Below are 14,699 nucleotides of genomic sequence, written 5' to 3'. Positions count from 1 at the left end.
CCTTTAGATTTCAATAATTTATACTCATAATTTTTATTTTCCTCTATTAAAAAATTTATACTATCATTTTTATTAATGAATACAAAAGAATTTTTTGCATCAATAAATCCAATGGGAACGCATGCATAAATAAAAGCGCATAAAGGACATATACGAACATCTGGATTATGATTCCAAAATTGAGAACTCTTTCCTTCAAGGTCTTGAGTTAATCCGTTAATAAATGAAGTGCTGTAAGGCTTTGTTTTTAATTCCTTTTCATTATTTGAACTCCCTTTTTTCTTTTGCCCTAAAGACTCGTAGACATAATCGTTATATATTGGGTTTGAACACATAAAACAGTAATCTTCAATTTCTTCTTCTCTTTTATCTAAAGCGATTTTATTTATAGAATTTATAAAATATTTTTCTATAATATCAGTTAATTTATAATCCGAAGTATTGGCATAATCTAAAAATGCAAATTGTCCCCAAAATGCAGTTATTTTCCCAGAGACGCTATTAAAATCAAGTATAGATTTTAATTTTTCATCCTTTTCTATGTCATTTAGTATTATTTTAACTTTTTCGATTCTTTCTTTATGAGGTAATTTAATTAATTCCGTTTCATAATCATATTTTTTTGATAATCCTATTTTTTTTATTGCCTGTCTATATTTACCACCTTTAATATCCGTATTGCTTCCTTTTTTAAGTTCATATTGACTACAAATATTTTCAATTTCCTTTTTAGATGATTTTTCATTTTTAATCTTTTCAAAAAATGTATCGTTTTTAAATTTATCACAAATAGAATCAATATAGGCTTGAGCTAAATTAGGACTTTTTAGAAATTCTTTTTTAATTAACAAATCTTGCCCTTTGATATAAAAATCTTTATCTTTCCCTTCTTCCGCGTCAGCTTTTTCCAAAACTTCTATAAACCCAACAATCCCCGCGTTATAAAGAAAAGTGTCAAGGCTTACCTTAAAATATCCATCTTCATTAATTGATTTTTTATTTTCTTTAATAGATTTTTTAGTTGCCATAAATTAAACTTCCTCGCTTTTTAATTCTTTAATTATTTCAAACATTCCAAATCCTTCGCTTCGTCTGCTGCCGATTCCCGTTTTATATAAAATATTCAAAAGTTCGCTATCGCCCGAAATAATATATTCGCCGATTGAAGAATTGATTAAAATATTTTTGAAATCGACAACGGTTTTTCTCGCGCTTTTACAAGGTTCTAATTTTATATTTGAATTTATGCCGTTTAATTTCAAATCTTTAATCAATCTCGAAACGGAATAATTAAGCTGTTCGTTAAAATTGCTGTCGTTAAAGTCCAAATAAATATCTTTTCCTTTTCGTTTTTCATTAATCGTAATTTCTTCATGCTTCCTCAAAACGAGCGGACTCAAAAATTTTATAATCGCTCTATTTGAATTAATAATTTTTTCATTTTCCATAGTTATATTTTTAAGTTTCATTTTATTATTTTTTAGCGGATAAGAATATTCTTCATTTTCTTTTTTTATTTCTTCAGGTTCTTTATTTATAGTCGAATTAAAAGAATTATAAAATTCTATAAATCGCTTATTGTCGTATATCGAAAAAACCACATTAAAATAATTTTTATCAAGTTCTATTTTGTCTTTTTCAATTTTTGGTTTTGGCAAATAAACCGCAAAAGTAAAAAATTTCATTATCGGTTTATCTTTGCTTTCATAAATTTCTTTATAACTCTTTTTAAAATTTTTTACCAAAGAAGATTTTATAAAACTTAAAATTAACTCTCTGTAATCTTTAACTATTATATTATTTTCTAGTTCAAAATGAAGTTTTATTCTCATGATTAATACTCGTCATTAATAAATTAATATAGTATATTTTAACACTTTGTAATAATTTGTCAAGGGAAATATTGATAAAAATTTAATTTTTAAAATTTATAATTTTTGCAATTATTTAAATATATCGTTCGTGGCGTCAAACCAAAAAACGAAATCCAAATATTCCATCGGTATTTTTTCTCTTTTTGAATATTCCACTAAATTCTCTTCGACTCTTAAATAATTATTTTTTGTCAAACTTGTTTTTGGAGTCATTCCTTCTGGGAGTATTCCAAGTTTATCCATAACCCGCATAATATGTCTGTCCAATATTCCTATACTCTGCCCAAATCCGATATTTCTTAAAAAATGGCTCGCTTCTTTGAGTCCGTAGCCTTTAACTTCTTTTGCGAGCTGATTGCGAAGTTCTACCATAGTTCCGTTTTGAATCGCATCGTTTATTCTTTCTTTTAAAATAAATTTTTCTTTCGGAAAATAAAGCTTTCTTGCAAGAATTATATTTTGAGCCTTCATATTATGAAATCTCACATGCTTAATTAAAATATTTGCAACTTTTTCGGCGCTTCCGTTAAAAAGCAAATTATGATTATAAAGGTCTATTATAGCCGCCGCCCCGCTTCTCGCTTTAGTTTGAGGAGTGCATATACAAAAAGCAAGTTCTGCAAATAATCTTTTATCGTTATCTCTTTCGTAAACTCGCTTAAAATATCCGAGCCTTCTTTTCATTCTTTCATGCAATATTTTATCTTTATAAATTCCCATTAAATGATTCGCGTATTCTCTATCCATAGTAATTCCTCTTTCAAACGCTTTTTAAAAATTTATACGATAATACAATATATTTATTAAATTTCAATAACTATGAAATATATGCCAAATAATTTTTTTATTTACACTTGACAAAAAAAACTATTATATTATTATTGCTTTAAAATCATATATTTACGGAGCGGATAATGGAAAAAATAATATCCTTAAATTTTTTAGACGAAACAAAAATCTTAAACGGTTATTTTGCAAGGTTCGACGACGACTTTGACGATGACGATTATGACGAAGATTTTGACGATGACGAAGATTTTGACGATGACGATTATGACGAAGACTATGACGACTTCGATGATGACGACTTTGACGACGACTTCGATGATGATGACGACTTTGACGACGACTTCGATGATGATGACGATTTTGACGACGACTTCGATGATGATGACGATTTTGACGACGACTTCGATGACGGCGAATATATGGACGATTTTGATGATGAAGACGAAGATTTTGACGATGATTTTGACGATGATGAATAAATATAAGTCAAAGAATAATATTTAATAGGGCGATTTAATGTCTGAAAAAAATAGCAAAAAATTCGGAAAAGATAATTATAATAAATTTTATAATAATCGTAATAATAGCAATAAAAAAAAGAATAAGAAAAAACAATTTTATAAAAACAATTATAATAATCAGTATAAAAATAATAATAAAAAAACCGTAGAAGAATACGAAAAAATTTATCTTGATAAAAGAATGAACGATAATTCCGAAAAGCCGATATGTCCGATTTGCAATAATCCGATATACATAACGGAAGAAGGAATAAATCATAACGAAACGAATAAGCTCGCGCATTTTGAATGCATATTAAACGAGATAAGACAAAAAAATATAAACGACATTGAAGAAAATGACAAAATCGTTTATTTAGGCTCTGGAACTTTTGGGATAATACGAGAGAGACAAAACGGAAAGAAATTCAATCTCTTTGTGAGAAAGAGAATAAATTACGAGAATAGAAAAGTTAAAAAAGTCGAGGATGACGCGGACCCTGAAGAAGAGGAGCTTTTTAATGTATGATAAATGCGGATAATATTCCAAAAGGTTTTTTTTCTGCGGCGTTAAAATCTGGAATAAAAAATAACGGCTATGACCTTGCGATAATAAAAAGCGAGCCTCCGAGCGTTGTGTCGGCATTATATACTCAAAATAAATTTCAAGCCGCGCCGATAATCTTTTCAAAAAAGAACGATAAAAATAAAATCGATTTGCTTATAGTAAACAGTGGAGTCGCAAATTCTTTAACTGGGAAAAAAGGCTACGATAATGTTTTGAATATCGCTAATTTTGCAAGTAAATATTTTAAATGCAAAAAAGAAAATATGTTAATGGCTTCTACGGGAATAATCGGAGTTCATTTGGACGCGGAAAAGATAAAAAACGCGATTAAAAAATCTTCGTTAAATGAAGGTTTTGACAATATTGTAAAAGCGATACAGACGAGAGATAAATTCGATAAAGTATATTCGACAAAATTAAATATTGAAAATAAAACTGTGAATTTCTATGCGATTGCAAAAGGAACTTCGATAATTCATCCAAATATGGCTACGGTTTTATTATTTATATTTACCGATTTGAATATTGAAAAAGAAGCCCTGAATAAAGCTTTTAGAGAATCGATAAATAAAACTTTAAATAGAATTTCCATTGACGGCGAAACTTCTACAAACGATACGGCTATAATGATGGCTAACGGTTTGGCAAATAATAAAATCATAACCGAAGAAGATAAAAAACTGCTTAAATTATTAACCAATAAACTTGACGAAATATGCGCGAGCCTTTCTAAAATGATAGTGCTTGACGGAGAAGGAATCACAAAAACTATTATAGTTTCCGTGAGAAGAACAAAAACTCAAAAAGACGCTTTTGAAATGGCAAAATATATGGCGACTTCAAATTTAATCAAATTATTATTTATATCTTTGAATCCAAATTACGAAAAAATACTTTCAACTATCGGAAATACGAATATCAATATAAAAAATCTTTCGCTTTCGGTAAACGGAATAAATATATATAAAAACGGAGAGTTAAATAATAATAAATCGGACATTAAAAGATTAAAAGACAGTTTCAATAAAGAAAGAAAAGAGCATTCGATAATTTTAGACTGCGGTTATAATACTAAATACGAAGATTATTATTATTTCACGGACATTACTCAAGAATATATTGCCGTTCATTCCGCTTATAATATTTGATTAAACCGTTGACAAAAAATTCTAAATATCGTATAATTCAACCATTATGTTATTAAATCTAATAAATAATATTTGCAGTTCACCGCGAACCGCGAACCGCGAACCGCGAACCGCGAACCGCGAACCGCGAACAAAATAGTTTAAACTTTTTTAATTCTTTTAAAGACAAACTTTTATTTGTTAAATCTTTTTTAAGTTCAATTAATTTTTTAAATGTATTTATTCATTTTGTAAAAAATCAATTTGCAATAATCAGTCATTACGAGGACGAAGTCCGAAGTAATCCAATCTATGTGGATTGCTCGCCAAAGGCGGGCTTTAGCCTCACTCCGTTAGCACACTCTGTGCGCCTAATGGCGATGACGATAAAAAATAATTTTGCAAATATAAATTTAGTTAAAACTTTTTTAACTTCAATAACTTTCGATAGCTTATCGGAGAAAATTAAAAATCTCCGTTTAGTTATAAATTTTAAATTTTTATTTCAAAGGAGGATATTCATATGCAGAATATCAAACAATTTTTTACCTACTTGGTTGTAGGAGCTTTAGTTTCAGCTTTATTCATAAGCTGTGGAAAAAATCCAGCAGAGCCAGGAACAGAAGGAAATAGCGGAGCCGATGCCGTTCCGACTTTTACGGGCGACCCCGCAACAGATTTACCAAATGGTTATTATAGCGGAACTATTTACCACAAATCCCATAATATATCTGAATTTTCCGTTGCTGGAGGTAACAGAGAAGAAACTGAACGAGACCTTATGAATGACGGACTATTTTATTTGAAAATCGCTAATAATAAATTAAAATGGGAAAAAGAGAACGAACAAAATATAGAATTAGCGGAAGAAAAAGAAGCGTTAAAATCTGGTTCCGAATATGGCGCAACGATTTTAGATGAAATGAATGGTGAAGATGGTGGTGTTAAGTATAAAAATACCGCTAAAGAGACCGTAAAGTTTACTATCTCTGGTGATACCATATCGATTACATATATTCTTGGAGCTTCGTTAGTGTCGTCAACAGACAATTATAGTTATGATGCTACTTATGAAGGCACTTTGACTAATTATACTCCGACTACTACTCCGTCAGGCAGTTAATTTGGTAATATAGTTTAATTCACACACTCAAGCGCGGGCGAGGTTAAGACTTCGTCCGTTGTTTTTTATTAAAAACTCGCAATGATTTATTTAAATATCAATTATGTTTAAAATTTTTCATTTGTTTTTCATTTTTTTCTCTTTGAAAAGGGATACATTCCTTTTATATAATATAATTTTTGAAACCTCATGTGAAAGCGTGGGGTTGTTTTTTAAAAAATTGTCATTGCGAGCATTTGTAAAAATGCGAAGCAATCCACTATTAATAAAGTTAAATGTTAAAATATAATTCTATTAATTTTTTAATTAATTTAAATATTGCCTTGTAATTACTAATAAATAATAATTTATTCCAATTCGTATATTTTAAGAAATTCGCTCAATATAGTATGCATTATGATTCTTTTTTTATCGTAATCTAAATTTCTCGTAAGTTCAATTCCGAAAGCGTCAATATTTTTTTTTGTGGCGTAAAAAGTTATCGTTGTCGGCATAGGATAATACATTTGTTTAAACTTAAAACTCATTGGCTCTATTCTTGAATTTATATTCGATAAAACTTTAGAAACTTTATCGTCTAATTTTCTTGTATCGTATATAATAGAATCTCCGAAAAATTCTTTGAATCCGTTTCCTTCATGCAAAGTGAGGACGACATCTATTTTATATTCGTCAAGCATATCCATATATTTTTTTGCAAGTTTGTCGGTAATATTTCTGTTTATTTTTCTATCAAAGAATCTATTATTAATATCGAGTCCTCCAATCGCTCGAACATTTTTTCTGTAGGCTTCTGGAACTGCTATCGGAACTATAGTTAAACTTCCTTTTTTTATCGGCATATTTATTCTTTCCATTGCAACATCAGTTCCGACTCTTTCGTTTCCATGAGGAACTATTAAAAATATATTCGGACCTTCTTTTGGATGAACAACTCTATAAATTGTCGTTTCGTTTTTAGTGCCTTCCATTATTTTAAAATTATATCTTTCTATATCTTCGTTTAAATGATTATTAACTTCAATTTCGAGTTGCCTAGAAACATTATCAATCAAACTTCTTTCGTTTTCGGTTATTCTATAAGGACCGTTGAGATTTGGCATAATCGAAGTTTTATTATAAGGTTCTAAATAATAATTTAATCCCAAAGAATTTTCGGGCGATATTTTTACCGCGTTGTTATAACTTATGACAGAAATATTTTCGTTATAAGAAATCACGGCAAAAGTTTTACCTTTGAGATTATAATTTATTTCTTCTTTGGTTAATGTTATTTGAATATCGTCATTATGTTTTGTTTTTATATATATATATCCGTAATCCAGACTAAATTTATTATTTTCAAAAGTCAATTTCGTGCTTGGCATCAATATAATATATTTTTTTGAATCGTCCAAAACCAAATAGGAAGATTCTTTTGTGGAAACGGAAAAATAATCTTTAGGAAAACTATTTTTGAAATCAATATTCGCGTCTTCTTCATTGACTATTATTGAAGTTTCTCCCTGCCTCGAAATCATTTTGAAACTGTTATCTAAATTATTTGAAAAAAGATTTATATTTGATATCAATATTAAAACGATTATTAAACGAATTTTGTTTATATAATTCATATATTAAAATAGTCCTATTCGATTTATTAACTATATCGTTATTATTTTCGTTTAAAAAATAAATTGCTTTAGGTTTTTATAATTGAAAATCGTTAAAATTTTGCAAATAATTCTTAAAAATGTATTAAATGTATTATAATAACGCTTTTAAGCCGTATTTTATAGAAAAAATTTAAAAAAATGCTAAATGAAATTTAATTTTATGTCGATAAAGCCGAAAATAATTATATAACAAATGAAAGCCCATAGATTTGGCGGTCTCGAGCTTTCAATTTGTATAGTTGTTATACCATATGTTTGGAATATATTTAAGCTTTAAATATGTTCCTTATGAATTTCGGTATTCTTACAACTCAAGTCTTCGTTTTGATTGTCGGAATACCGTAAATTCTCTTTAATATTTTTTTGACAATTAGGCAGGGATGCCTTTTTGAATAAATATCATGGAGGATGACGATGATCATCAATAATAATATTAGCGCTATTAACTCTCAGCGCACTTTAAAATTTAAAAACTGGGACTTGGGAAAAGATATGAGAGAATTATCTTCAGGACTCAGAATCAACAGAGCTGGAGACGATGCGTCTGGTTTGGCAGTATCCGAAAAAATGCGTTCTCAAATCAGAGGTTTGCGTCAAGCGGAAAGAAATACGGAAGACGGAGTTTCTTTCATTCAGACTACGGAAGGTTATCTTCAAGAAAGCCAAGACATTCTTCAAAGAATAAGAGAATTGGCTGTTCAAGCGGCAAACGGAATATATACCGATGCGGACAGAATGCTTATTCAAGTGGAAGTATCTCAATTAGTTGACGAAGTTAATCGTATAGCAAGCCATGCGCAGTTTAACACTCTTAACATGCTTACGGGAAGATTTTCAAATCCTAACGAAGGCGGAAATCCCGTTTCAAGTATGTGGTTTCATATTGGAGCGAATATGGACGAAAGAAGAAGAGTTTATATTGGCACTATGACGGCGGCTGCTTTGGGAATACAAAATATTCAAGACGGAACGGCTATTTCAATTTCTTCGGTTGATAAAGCGAATACAACGATAGGTTTAGTTGATGAAGCTTTAATAAAAGTTTCAAAACAAAGGTCTAATCTCGGCGCTTATCAAAACAGATTGGAACTAACTGCTAAAGGTTTAATGATAGCTTATGAAAACACTATAGCGTCCGAAAGCAGAATAAGAGATACGGATATGGCGGAATCTTCGGTTCAGTTGGCTAAAGACAGCATATTGCAACAGTCCAATTTGGCTATGCTCGCTCAAGCAAACGCTATGGGACAAGGCATATTGCGTTTAATTCAGTAAGTAAATTAATAGGGTTAGGATAAAATAGTCGATTTCATTAAAAGTGAGTCGGCTATTTTTTATCTTTATTATTATAAATACTTGACAAAAACAAAAAAATGTATTATAATATAATTATGATTAGTTTCAGTATCAATATTAAAGTTTTTTGTTCTAAATTTTTTGATAATAAGCAATTTATTTTAAACTTTATTTTGAGTTATGTTAATAAAAATCAAAATGAGAGAGGTATAAAATGCTATCGTTAAATCAAATTATCTACAAAATGAAAAGTGAAAAATTTTATTTTAATTCGGCTTATTCTATAAATATGACGAATGTTAGCGTTAAAGAAATAGAATGGGGAATAAATTTTACTTACAGAGATAAAAATTTTATACTGATAAAACCTACTTTCAAATCCAACTGCTATATTTTACATGGAAATTTTGTAATTGGAAAAGTCGATTTAAGATATCCAGAAAATATTTTTATTTATATAATGTTGAAAGAATGCGATAATAAATTAGAAAATAGTATTGATACTTCTATAAAAATTATTAATCCCGATGTTAGCATTTTTAAAAAAGTATCTTTTGAAGATATATTTATTAGATTAAGAAAAAATAAAATAAATATGATTAAAACAATAAATGCAAAATAGAATAAATTTTTTCTATAAATATAACTATTATCGCGGGCAATATTCCGACAAGCATTGAAACGATTCCAATAAAAAATATAAATATTATTAATAACAATGTAATAATTATATATTTAAATATATTCGTAAGCATAAAAAATAATCCGCGCTTTATAAAATATCGTTTTTCTTATGAGCGAAGAAATAAATATTATGTCCCGCCGCTCGCATTTTTTCTTCGTATAAAGTAATTCCGTAATTTTCAATTTTTTCCATATATTCTTTTTCTAAAATGTTTTTAAATATTTCGGATTCTTTATAAATAGGATTCATTATTTCAAGAGCGTAATTGTCATCGTCCGTTGCCGAATAAAATATTCCGTTGTCTTTAAGTATCAAATATATTTTATTTAAAAATTCTTTATTGAATATTCTTCTATGCGAATGTTTTTTCTTTGGCCAAGGGTCGGGAAAATTCAAATAAACATTATCGAATTTATATTTGTTAGTCAAATATTTTTCCATGATTGAATTTGCCTCGCCGAATATTATCGTAAGATTTTTTATATTTCTTTTAAAAGCTTTGAAGACGGTTTTTTTCGCCGCTTTGTAAGAATATTCTATTCCCAAAAAATATTTATCTTTATTATTAATCGCCAACTCGACAATAAATTTTCCGTTCCCGCTTCCAATTTCCAAATCGATTTTATCATAGCCGAATAATCTTTTTTCAAGTTCGGATGCAATAATATTATTATCGTTTGTATTAAAATCGTCAAGTATATATTCTTTTAAAATATCTTCGTTAATATTTGGACTTCTAATAATCGTTTCTCCTTTTTTATTTTTGCAAATAATTTAAAATAAAGCTTTCAAGGCAATATAATATCTTCCGTCCGTAGCGCCTTGAAAACCGAAATAAACGGAATAAAATTTAAGATAAGCGGAATACTCTAAACAGAATAAATCTCTTTTTTCATTAATATTTTTAGAAGTTTTATTATCAATATAAAATAAAGGACGAATTGCGATATTTAATATTTTCCATTCCAAGCCTAACTCGAATCTCAAATAATGAGCGTCATTTTGCCTCCAAGTATATTCTCCGAGCATATTAATCCAAATCGTTCTATCAAGCAAAGGCAATTTTCCCATAGCGGATAATTGAATTATATTGCGAGTATTATTATAACCGTAATTATTTGGAGAGAGATTATTTTTTTCATGCTGATAAAGAATTTGGGTTTTAAAAAAATCTCCGTTAATTTTGAATAAAACTGCAAGAGGAGACGATTCGCCCGAAAAACCCTGCGAATAAGAAAGTTCAAAATAATGTCCTATAAATCCCGCTCTCAATCCCATTTCATTATTTACTCTCGGCAAATACCAATGGGCAATATCGTCAAAATTTTCCGTAGCCGAATCGACAACTGAAGGAAGAAGCATGAAAGTAGAACCGTTAATATCGTTTGCGGCTTTCATTCTAAAAGACAATAATATTCTCGTTAATGTTATAGTTTCTATTCCAGCATCGTAAAGTTCGATTTTTCCTGTAGATTTATTTTTATCAAAAACATCAAATTTACCAGATAAAGTGGCAAAAGGCGTGGCTGAAAATATCCAATCGTAATGAAAACTTTTCCCGAGCGAAAGATACATGTCTGGCATAGTAAATCGTTTTTTTTCTAAACTCACTCCGATTAAAGTATTCATGTGAAATTCGATTGTGGATAATTCGTATAAAGCTCTCGAAGAAAAAGAATCTTTTCTCGGATTTGCTCTTTTATAACTTTCATGAATATAATCGTAATCAATAAAACTTTCCGTTTGTCTTTCTATTTCTACAAGCGAAAGAATATTTGCCATCGCCTTAAAAAATTTTTGGTCTTTTTCCGTGTAAGGCGATTGAGCGAACATTTTTGAATAACTTAAAAGTAAAGTTAATAACATTATTTTAAATAGAATTTTCATAATAACATTTTATTGATTTAAAATTAATATATTTTTATTCTATCACAAAAATTAAAAATTGACAATTATGTCGTATATGATATAATTTTTTTAAATCCTATTAATCCTATTTATGCTATTTTGGAGTTGTAAACATGGAAGAATTCAGTATTTTGGAAATAAAAGTAAAAGACTTGTTAAATAGATACGAAACGCTTTTAGCCGAACATAAAGCTTTAGCCGAAAATATAAGTTTTTTAAATAGAGTAAAACTCGAACTCGAATCTAAAATTAATTCTTTTAAAGAAGAAAAAACTATATTGGAAACCGATAAAAGAAACATCGCCGATAATCTCAATATTCTTAAAGAAGAGAGAGATAATTTGCTCAAACAACTCGAAGCTGCAAGAATAGAAAAAGACAATCTAAAAATAAATGTGGAAAAAACCGAAAAAGATTCAATTTCTTTAATCGAAGAAAACGACAACCTTAAAGATAATATTAAAAATATTAATTTTGAAAACGAAACTTTGAAAAAAGAAAACGAAGAATTAAAATCGAAATTATCTCAATTAATAAGCACGATAGACAGCGCTATGAAATATAATAAAGAAGTTAATATAAATCATAGCGAACATAATGAAATTAATCATGAAAATATAAAAGAAAATATTAACGATAGCTCGGAAAATGATTGGGAAAATAACGAAAATATAGAAAGCGATAATATTGACGGCGAAAAAGAAAATGAAGAAAATATTTTTAATAATAGCGAAGAGATTAAAGCCGAAACGCATAATATTTCTGAAAATAAAAATTCTTTCAATAATGTTGCTGCTATAAAAGTTTCCGAAGACGAAGACCCTTTTTCAAGCGCGTCCGATTCGAGCTGGGATAATGATATTAAAGATATTAAAGACAACGAAGAAAATGAAGATAAATACAAATTGGAAAAAAGCGAAGAAAATATTGAAGATAATAATAACGAAAACGATGACGATTATAATTTTGAATCGGATGAAGAAGACGAATATATGTTCGGCGATGACGATGAGGAAGAATTTTTCTTTGATAACGAATCAAAATAAATAAAATAGGTAAAACTTATGAGCAATAATTTAGAAGTAAATATATTCGGAAGAACATTAAATATAAAATCGCAAGAAGAAAATATTGAATATTTGAAAGAACTTGCCGATTTTGTAGACAAAAGTATGAACGACATAGCGCAATATTACGGCGAAGACAAACCGAGAGATATAATAGCAATACTCGCATGCTTGAATATAGCCGACAATTTGAAATTGGAAATCGCAAACAGTAAAGCGGGAAGCGACACTTTACAAGCGTTAAAAGAAAGTATTGCCAATAGGTCGAGAGAATTGATAAGACTTATAGACGCCGTTGAATAGAGTTGAAGAGAAATAAATAATTATTCTTTTAATCCTCTTAAAAAACCTTTTATGAAGAAAAATCCGTAAACTAAATGCGATAAAAATATTCCGACTATTTTGCAAAATCCTTTGATTAAAGAAAACGAGCTAATCCAACTTCCGATTAAACATATAAAATATAAAGTATGTGGAGCGAGTAAAAAAACCGTTATTATTTTTTCGCTTAAAGCGGGAATTAAATTATTTATAAAAATTGGAAAATTAAAAATTAAGGCTATAGGTAAAAACACAGTCCACAATAAAAATATCGAAGGAATAAAATAAGAAAGTTCAAATGAATTCCCGCCGAATTTTTTCACAAAATAACCTCTATGCCAAGCGTAGCCTTTAAGCTGTTTGAAATGTCCAAAAAATAAATCTCTTCTATGATGATAAACCAGCGCTTCGGGAGTATATAATATTTTTTCGTTCGCTTTCATTATATTATTGCAAAGAATCGTATCTTCGCCTGGCCAATATTCGCTATCGAATCCGCCGACTTTTTCGTAAAGCTCTTTCGTTATGATAAAATTGCAGCTCGGATAATCTCTAACATATTGAACTTTATCTGGAACATATCTCGCTTTATGTTTTCCGCTCATTAGCGCCGAACCGTAAATTAATCCGCTTATTTGTTTTGAAAAATTATCTTTAGGCGAAGTGACGGCTGGTCCTCCAAGCGCTTTTATATTTTTTGTTTCCATAGCTCTTAAAGAATTTTTAAGCCAATCTTTTTCGGGATAAGTGTCATCGTCCAAAAACGCTAAAATCTCTCCGTTTGAAATTTCTACTCCTTTCGCTCGTTTTAACGCTGGGGGCAAATTTCCAGTTTCGATTATTTTTATTCTTTTATCTTTGAAAATATTTAAATCTATTTCTTCTTCGGAGTAAAAATCTGGCAATATAATAAGTTCAAAATTTTTATAAGTTTGTTCGAGCAAATATTCCGTTTCGTCTTTTATATAATCGTTTATTTTTTTTAAAGGAATTATTATGCTTACAAGCGGATTTGATTTTAATTCTTCAAATAAATCTTTGTAGAATTTCACTATATTCAATCTGTAAAAAATTGCCAAAGTGTCTATAAAAGTTTTCCATAAAACGCTTAATTTTATAAACCCAAAATGTCTGTTCGGATTTACTATAACGGGAGCGGATACTATTTTTTTACCGTTTGAATTGCAGGCGACTAAAACTTCCAAATCGTATGCGAAGGCTTTGACTAAAATTCGAGGGAAAATATTTATTATCGCTTCTCTTTTGAATAATTTTAATCCCGTTTGAGTATCCTGTATCGGCAAATGAAAAAATATTTTAACGAACATAAAATATACGAAAGAAATTATTTTTCTTGTATTGGAATAATTAACGACAGAATTTTTATGTCTTTTAGAACCGATTACAATATCCGCGTTTTCTTTATTCATTATTTCAAAAAAATTTTCAAGCTGCGAAGGGTCGATTTCCATATCTCCATCGCAGAATATAATATATTTTCCGTTTGCAATTTCGCAGGCTCTTTTTAACGCGTTTCCTTTTCCATGATTTTCTTTTGAATAAACTCCTATAATATTTTTATTTTCCGCACATATTTTTTCTATGATTTTTTTTGAATTGTCCTTGCTCCCATCGTCCGAAATAATTATTTCAAAGTTTGTCATAAAAGGAGAGATTTTTTCTATAAGAATATTTATATTTTTTTCAATATTTTTTTCTATGTTATATACGGGAACTAATATTGAAACCGATTCGTTTATCTTCATAAAAATAAAAACCTTTAATT

At 28.9% G+C, this 14,699-nt stretch carries 15 protein-coding genes; 8 read left to right on the top strand and 7 right to left on the bottom strand.

The annotated features are described in order from the left end of the window. From ACR0QS_RS04535 to ACR0QS_RS04525, 3 genes are all read right to left on the bottom strand, one after another. Window positions 1-1,028, bottom strand: a 1,028-nt coding sequence (locus ACR0QS_RS04535; protein ID WP_432632254.1) for a Cas8a1 family CRISPR/Cas system-associated protein, incomplete at its 3' end; no start/stop codon positions are given. A 3-nt stretch (window positions 1,029-1,031) separates the two neighbouring features. Further along, on the bottom strand, window positions 1,032-1,832 hold the full coding sequence (gene cas6, locus ACR0QS_RS04530) for a CRISPR-associated endoribonuclease Cas6 (protein WP_432632253.1): 801 nt from the start codon (window positions 1,830-1,832) through the stop codon (window positions 1,032-1,034). Window positions 1,833-1,943: 111 nt separating this feature from the next. Next, window positions 1,944-2,621: an 8-oxoguanine DNA glycosylase gene (locus ACR0QS_RS04525; protein ID WP_432632252.1), complete on the bottom strand. Its 678-nt coding sequence runs from the start codon at window positions 2,619-2,621 to the stop codon at window positions 1,944-1,946. 167 nt (window positions 2,622-2,788) lie between these two features. Here ACR0QS_RS04525 and ACR0QS_RS04520 point away from each other — a divergent pair, with 167 nt between their 5' ends. The 4 genes from ACR0QS_RS04520 (at window position 2,789) to ACR0QS_RS04505 (ending at window position 5,981) form a co-directional block, all read left to right on the top strand. Beyond that, window positions 2,789-3,142: a DNA primase gene (locus ACR0QS_RS04520; protein ID WP_432632251.1), complete on the top strand. Its 354-nt coding sequence runs from the start codon at window positions 2,789-2,791 to the stop codon at window positions 3,140-3,142. A 37-nt stretch (window positions 3,143-3,179) separates the two neighbouring features. Further along, complete coding sequence (locus tag ACR0QS_RS04515) at window positions 3,180-3,692, top strand: hypothetical protein (protein ID WP_432632250.1); 513 nt, start codon at window positions 3,180-3,182, stop codon at window positions 3,690-3,692. Further along, window positions 3,689-4,879: a bifunctional ornithine acetyltransferase/N-acetylglutamate synthase gene (locus ACR0QS_RS04510; RefSeq protein WP_432632249.1), complete on the top strand. Its 1,191-nt coding sequence runs from the start codon at window positions 3,689-3,691 to the stop codon at window positions 4,877-4,879. Before ACR0QS_RS04515 ends, ACR0QS_RS04510 begins: the two co-directional genes overlap by 4 nt. 502 nt (window positions 4,880-5,381) lie before the next feature. Next, the gene (locus ACR0QS_RS04505) at window positions 5,382-5,981 is read left to right on the top strand and encodes a hypothetical protein (protein WP_432632248.1); all 600 of its coding nucleotides are present in this window, start codon (window positions 5,382-5,384) and stop codon (window positions 5,979-5,981) included. A 347-nt stretch (window positions 5,982-6,328) separates the two neighbouring features. On the opposite strand, the gene ACR0QS_RS04500 is transcribed toward ACR0QS_RS04505, so the two are convergent. Beyond that, window positions 6,329-7,594 (bottom strand): hypothetical protein, encoded by a 1,266-nt coding sequence (locus tag ACR0QS_RS04500; RefSeq protein WP_432632247.1) that lies wholly within the window; start codon window positions 7,592-7,594, stop codon window positions 6,329-6,331. 456 nt (window positions 7,595-8,050) lie between these two features. Here ACR0QS_RS04500 and ACR0QS_RS04495 point away from each other — a divergent pair, with 456 nt between their 5' ends. Next, window positions 8,051-8,911, top strand: coding sequence for a flagellin (locus tag ACR0QS_RS04495; RefSeq protein ID WP_432632246.1), 861 nt, complete (start codon window positions 8,051-8,053; stop codon window positions 8,909-8,911). A gap of 265 nt (window positions 8,912-9,176) precedes the next feature. After that, entirely contained in the window at window positions 9,177-9,554 is a 378-nt protein-coding gene (locus tag ACR0QS_RS04490) for a hypothetical protein (RefSeq protein WP_432632245.1), read from the top strand. 150 nt (window positions 9,555-9,704) lie between these two features. Here ACR0QS_RS04490 and trmB read toward each other — a convergent pair whose 3' ends face one another. After that, window positions 9,705-10,358: a tRNA (guanosine(46)-N7)-methyltransferase TrmB gene (gene trmB, locus ACR0QS_RS04485; protein WP_432632256.1), complete on the bottom strand. Its 654-nt coding sequence runs from the start codon at window positions 10,356-10,358 to the stop codon at window positions 9,705-9,707. 33 nt (window positions 10,359-10,391) lie between these two features. Next, on the bottom strand, window positions 10,392-11,504 hold the full coding sequence (locus ACR0QS_RS04480) for a hypothetical protein (protein WP_432632244.1): 1,113 nt from the start codon (window positions 11,502-11,504) through the stop codon (window positions 10,392-10,394). 134 nt (window positions 11,505-11,638) lie between these two features. Between ACR0QS_RS04480 and ACR0QS_RS04475 the strand changes: the two genes are divergently transcribed. Further along, entirely contained in the window at window positions 11,639-12,571 is a 933-nt protein-coding gene (locus ACR0QS_RS04475; RefSeq protein ID WP_432632243.1) for a viral A-type inclusion protein, read from the top strand. An 18-nt stretch (window positions 12,572-12,589) separates the two neighbouring features. Beyond that, the gene (locus ACR0QS_RS04470; protein WP_432632242.1) at window positions 12,590-12,895 is read left to right on the top strand and encodes a cell division protein ZapA; all 306 of its coding nucleotides are present in this window, start codon (window positions 12,590-12,592) and stop codon (window positions 12,893-12,895) included. A gap of 20 nt (window positions 12,896-12,915) precedes the next feature. Here ACR0QS_RS04470 and ACR0QS_RS04465 read toward each other — a convergent pair whose 3' ends face one another. Continuing rightward, window positions 12,916-14,679: a glycosyltransferase family 2 protein gene (locus tag ACR0QS_RS04465; RefSeq protein ID WP_432632255.1), complete on the bottom strand. Its 1,764-nt coding sequence runs from the start codon at window positions 14,677-14,679 to the stop codon at window positions 12,916-12,918. Between the last annotated feature and the right edge of the window lie 20 nt (window positions 14,680-14,699).

The organism is Brachyspira sp., from assembly GCF_050873525.1.
Lineage (GTDB): Bacteria > Spirochaetota > Brachyspiria > Brachyspirales > Brachyspiraceae > Brachyspira.
Note: the sequence above shows the minus strand (reverse complement) of the source record. Positions and strands in the feature narration are given on the sequence as shown.